The 4,850-nt window shown below is 69.6% G+C and carries 4 protein-coding genes and 2 pseudogenes; 5 read left to right on the top strand and 1 reads right to left on the bottom strand.

From position 1 onward, the window contains the following. Positions 1-714 (bottom strand): annotated as a pseudogene (locus tag HNV26_RS39525) (hypothetical protein); the annotation flags it as partial. Positions 715-748: 34 nt separating this feature from the next. On the opposite strand from HNV26_RS39525, the gene HNV26_RS36820 reads away from it, so the two are divergent. The 5 genes and pseudogenes from HNV26_RS36820 to HNV26_RS36800 form a co-directional block, all read left to right on the top strand. Further along, positions 749-1,231, top strand: coding sequence for a Fur family transcriptional regulator (locus HNV26_RS36820; RefSeq protein ID WP_171445518.1), 483 nt, complete (start codon positions 749-751; stop codon positions 1,229-1,231). Between the two features lie 5 nt (positions 1,232-1,236). Then, positions 1,237-1,752: a TlpA family protein disulfide reductase gene (locus tag HNV26_RS36815; protein ID WP_141594618.1), complete on the top strand. Its 516-nt coding sequence runs from the start codon at positions 1,237-1,239 to the stop codon at positions 1,750-1,752. Between the two features lie 74 nt (positions 1,753-1,826). Next, positions 1,827-2,108, top strand: coding sequence for an FtsB family cell division protein (locus HNV26_RS36810; RefSeq protein WP_171445519.1), 282 nt, complete (start codon positions 1,827-1,829; stop codon positions 2,106-2,108). Beyond that, positions 2,105-4,273: a sensor domain-containing diguanylate cyclase gene (locus tag HNV26_RS36805; protein ID WP_171445520.1), complete on the top strand. Its 2,169-nt coding sequence runs from the start codon at positions 2,105-2,107 to the stop codon at positions 4,271-4,273. The genes HNV26_RS36810 and HNV26_RS36805 overlap by 4 nt, the downstream gene beginning before the upstream one ends. A gap of 132 nt (positions 4,274-4,405) precedes the next feature. Beyond that, positions 4,406-4,850: pseudogene (locus tag HNV26_RS36800) on the top strand (class I SAM-dependent methyltransferase); the annotation flags it as partial.

The raw sequence follows: 4,850 nt of genomic DNA, 5'->3' as shown, positions 1-4,850 counted from the left end.
GGTGAGGGGGGGCTCGGCGGGTGCCGGAGCGGGCGGTGGCGTCTTCTGATCGCGCACGTGCGCCAGCTCGCGGGCGACCTCGTAGAAGCCGCACGCTTGACGCTGCGCGGCCACGGAGGCCTGGGTGCCGTTGAGGATGTCGACGACGGCGAAGGGGCCCAGAGGGGACGCCTCGGGTTCGCCGTCCGTCAGTGCGCGGACGCGGAAATCATCAGCCTCGGCCAGGAGGGCCAGCGCCTCGCGGACCTCGGGTGCCGGGGCGGGTGCCTTCGCGCGCCGGCAGAAGTCCGAGACGGCAACCGCCACGGGGGTGGGGACGTCGTCGGGCTGTCGTCTTCTCTGCCAGGGACTGTTCATGAATGTCGCGGAAAAATGCTCGTTTACGAGGGCGGATGCCTCTATCTTCGCCCACAGACAGGTGTCAATGAGCCAGTCCGATTCCAATCTAAACAGTCTACGGCGAGTGCAAGTCGCGGGGACGAGCGGACGGGAGGGGAGGCGCCCCCCGGGGCCGCACGCCAGGCGTTGCGGGGAGGATGGGACGGGAGTATCAGGCCCGCCGCGTCCGGAGACCAACACCTGCCGGTGACGTTTTCTTCTCCGCCGGGGCGCATTTGTTGGGAAATGGCCGGGTCGCCAGAGTTGGCCGAATTGGTTACAACAAGAGCGGAGGGCGAGGCAGCGCGGGCCTCCACCCAAGTGCGCCCGAGGCATGGCGCGGACCCGCGGCGACTTTGAAGGATTTTACATGAGCAACAGTCACGGCCATCACCACGACGACGGGGACAAGGACGAGGTGCTTGCCCGCTACATGGCCCAGCACGGCCTGAAGAGCACGCGGCAGCGCAGCCTCATCATCGACACCTTCTTCGCGGTGGGAGGCCACCTGTCGGTGGAGGAGCTGTGGAACAAGGTGCGTGAACAGGACACCAAGGTGTCCGTCGCCACCGTGTACCGGACCATGAAGCTGCTCAGCGAGTGTGGCCTGGCCCACGCGCGCAACTTCGGGGACGGGCAGACGCGCTACGAGGCAGCCGCGGGGCGCGACCACCATGACCACCTGGTCTGCACGCGCTGTGGCACCATCATCGAGTTCGAGAATGAGCGCATCGAGGCGCTCCAGGACGCCGTGGCCCGCAAGCACGGCTTCAAGGTGACGTCGCACAAGATGGAGCTGTACGGCCTGTGTCGTGACTGCCAGCGGGCCGGGCCGGCCGCCTCGGAGGCCTGATCGCCATGTCCCGCGTGCTGCTACGGGGGGCCGTCGTGGCGCTGGTGGCGCTGGCTGGCTGCCGGGGCACTCGGCCGGTGGACGCGGGGCATGCCTTCCTCAACGCGCTGGCGCTGCCGTCGGTCGGGCCCACGCCGCATGACGTGCGCGCGCTGGACGGGAAGGTGGTGCTCGTCTCGTTCTTCGCGACGTGGTGCTTCCCGTGTCTGGCGGAGATGCCCACGCTGGAGGCGCTCCAGAAGGACTACGGCCCCCGGGGCTTTCAGGTGGTGGCGGTGGGCATGGACCTGGAGGGGGAGAAGGTCCTGGCGCCCTTCGCGGACCACTATGCGCTGCGCTACCCGGTGCTGGTCGCGAACCAGGCGATGATTGAAGGCCACAGCGCCTTCGGCGCCATCCAGGGCCTGCCTACCACCGTGTTGTTGGACCGCCGGGGCCGGGCCGTGGCCGGCTGGCATGGCGTGGAATCCCACGCCGACATGGCGAAGGCCGTGGAGAAGCTCCTGGCCCAGCCCGAGTAGCTCTCCGGCATTGCTACAGGTCTGGAGCGGAAATCTTGCGGGGCAGGGGGCCACTGGTACGGTCCTCCGCGGTCATGACGGCGAGGCGAAAGTTCCTGTTGGTGGCGGTAGGGGTGGCTGCGGCCCTGAGCCTCGTGTCCGTCGTGGACGCGAAGGGCTTCCGTCGCTACCTCTCGCTCCGGCAGGACGTGGAGTCGGTGCAGGCCCGCAACCGCTCCCTGTCCGCTCAGAATGAGGCCCTGCGCAGTGAGATTGCCGCACTGCGCAAGGACCCGGCCGCGTTGGAGCGCGCCGTGCGTGAGGAGCTCGGCTTCGTGAAGCCGGGCGAGATTGTCTTCCACCTGGAGTCCCCATGACGTCGCTTCCCGAGTTTCCGTCTCCCGGAAGGTTGCTGCGTCTCGCGGTCCGGTCCGTTCCCGCCGCGGCCTCGCTCGCCACGTTCATCCACCTGGCGCGCGGCGGCTTCCGGGGGCTGAACACCCTGGGGTGGACCGAGGCGGCCCTGGTGGGCTGCCTCCTGGTAGGCATCGCCGTGGCCGCCTGGCGCCGGGCCATGCGTGGCGCGGTGGGTGCTGTCGTCGACCTGCGCGATGACCTGGACCTGGGCGGCGCGCTCCTCTCCGCGGCCTTCGTCGTGGTGGCCATTGGCGGCGGGGACTTGTTCCCCATCGTCTATCTGCTGATGGCGTTCCTGGTGGCCTTCCTGCCGCGCAACGCGGGCCTCACGCTGCTGGGCGTGGCGCTGGTGTACGACGCGCTGGTGACCCTGGGCGGCCCGGTGCCCAACGCCACGGGCTACCTGACGCACGCCGCCTTCCTGGCCCTGTTCTCCGGCCTCTACCACCTGGTGCTGGCGGCACGCATCGCCGCCGCGCGCCGGGCGGAGAGCGACGCGGTGCAGAAGCGCATCCGCGAGGTGGAGGAGCGGGCGCGGACCTTCCGGCTGGTGTCGTCCGGCACGCAGGACAGCTTCAGCGGGATGAGCTCGGACGAGAAGTGGCTGGTGGCCTCGGTGAAGGAGATCGAAGGCGCCGTGCAGGCCGCGCTCGAAATCGCGGAGACGGGGCTGCGCACGTACACCTGCGCCGCGTTCCTGCTCACGTCGGATGACCGGAGCCTCAAGCTGTACGACTGCCGCTCCGGCTCCGAGCGCGTGCAGCGCGAGCGCTTCAACGCGGGTGAGGGCATCATCGGCGGCGTGCTCAAGCGCCGCGCCCCGGTGCGGATGAACTCGCCGAACGGGCTCAAGGGCGTGACGCACTACGACGGCGGCGGCCCCGCGGTGCAGGCGCTGCTCGCGGTGCCCATCCTGGAGGCCAGCGGCCTGGTGCGCGGCGTGCTGGTGGCGGACCGGCTGGCGAACGAGCCCTTCAGCGACCAGGACGAAAAGCTGCTCTCCACCATTGCCGGCGAGGTGCTGCGCTCCATCGAAGTGGAGCGGGTGATGAGCTACATCCGCAAGACGCGCGACGAGAAGGACCGGTTCTTCCGCGCCATCGAGGAGCTCAACCGAGCGGGCAGCCCGGACCAGGTGTTCGTGGCGGTGCTGGAGAGCACCCGGCAACTGGCGGGCCTGGACTTCTGCGCGGTGACGCTGGTGTCCGAGGTCGACGGCAAGCGCATGCACCGCGTGGTGCGCATGTCCGGCGTGACGGCGCAGGGGCAGGCGCTGTCCGGCCAGAGCTTCGAGGACAACAACGGGCTGGTGGCCAACGTGGTCCGCTACGGGGCGCCGCTGCCGGGCCGCGACATCAAGGCCATGGACCGGCAGATCATCTTCGACGACGAGACGCAGATTCGCGGCCTGGGTGCGCTGAAGATCTTCCCGCTGGTGGCGGGGGACCGCATCCTGGGCACGCTGGTCGCCGGCTCGCGCAAGAAGGCCGCATTCGAGCAGGACGTGCTGCGGATGATTGAGGTCATCGCCATCCAAGCCGCGCAGGCGGTGCTGCGCGCGCAGCTCTACGAGCAGATGGAGCGCATGGCCACCACGGACGGCCTCACCGGCCTGTACAACCACCGCACCTTCCAGGCGAAGGCGGACGAGGTGCTGGCCCAGTCCCGGCGCTACCAGCGCAAGTTCTCGCTCATCCTCACGGACGTGGACCACTTCAAGAGCGTCAACGACACCTACGGCCACCCGACGGGCGACCAGGTGCTCAAGGGCGTGGCCCGCATTATCAAGACGATGGCGCGCGACACGGACATCGTCGCGCGGTACGGCGGCGAGGAGTTCGTCATCATCATGCCGGAGACGGACGCCAAGGGCGCCTTCACCATCTCCGAGCGCATCCGCGAGGCCGTGAAGGCGGAGACGTTCCAGACGGAGATGGGGCCGCTGAAGATCACCATGTCGCTGGGCATCGCCACCTTCCCCGACAGCGCCATGGAGAAGCAGCAGCTCATCGACCTGGCCGACCAGTGCCTCTACCACTCGAAGCGCAACGGCCGGAACCAGTCCGTCACCGTCGACATCATGCAGGGGGGGCGCAAGCAGCTGAAGGCGGCGAACGCGTCCTGAGTGTGAAGATGGGGGCCCACCCGTGACGCGCGGCCCCCTGGACGTGCTTCAGCGGCTGATGGCGAGCGCAGGAACGCCAGCAGTGCGTTGCGGTCCGCGCGGTTCATGCCGACGTGGCGCGGAGCGTCGTGGATGGCGGAATCCGTTGCTCCTTCGCTGCGGGCATGGTGGATGCGAGGCAGGAGGGTGGCCCTGGTACCGCTGGCGGTGACGACGAGCACGAAGGTGGACGCGGCGCTGGTGCGCGAGGCGCGGGCCGTGGCGGCGCGGTGGGGTGTGCCCTTCCTGCCTCGGCGCGCGAAAGAGAGCGTGGCGCCGTGGCTGGGGACGAAGGCGGCGGCGCTCTTGGTGGTGGGCGGTGACGGCGTGACGCTGTGGGACGCGGAGGGCTCGTTCGGGTTCCACGCGGGCATGGCGCACCTGCGGCGGATGCGGCTGCGGGCGGGGGAGCCGGATGCCTTCGTTCGGGTGGCGGAGCTTCGCGCGGGGGACTCGGTGCTGGACTGCACGCTGGGGCTGGCGCAGGACGCGATGGTGGCGTCGCTGGCGGTGGGGTCCTCGGGGCGCGTGGTGGGGC

The organism is Myxococcus xanthus (assembly GCF_013116825.1).
GTDB classification, from domain to species: Bacteria; Myxococcota; Myxococcia; order Myxococcales; family Myxococcaceae; genus Myxococcus; species Myxococcus xanthus_B.
The sequence above is the reverse complement of the archived record's forward strand: the minus strand, read 5'-3'. Positions and strand labels throughout refer to the sequence as shown.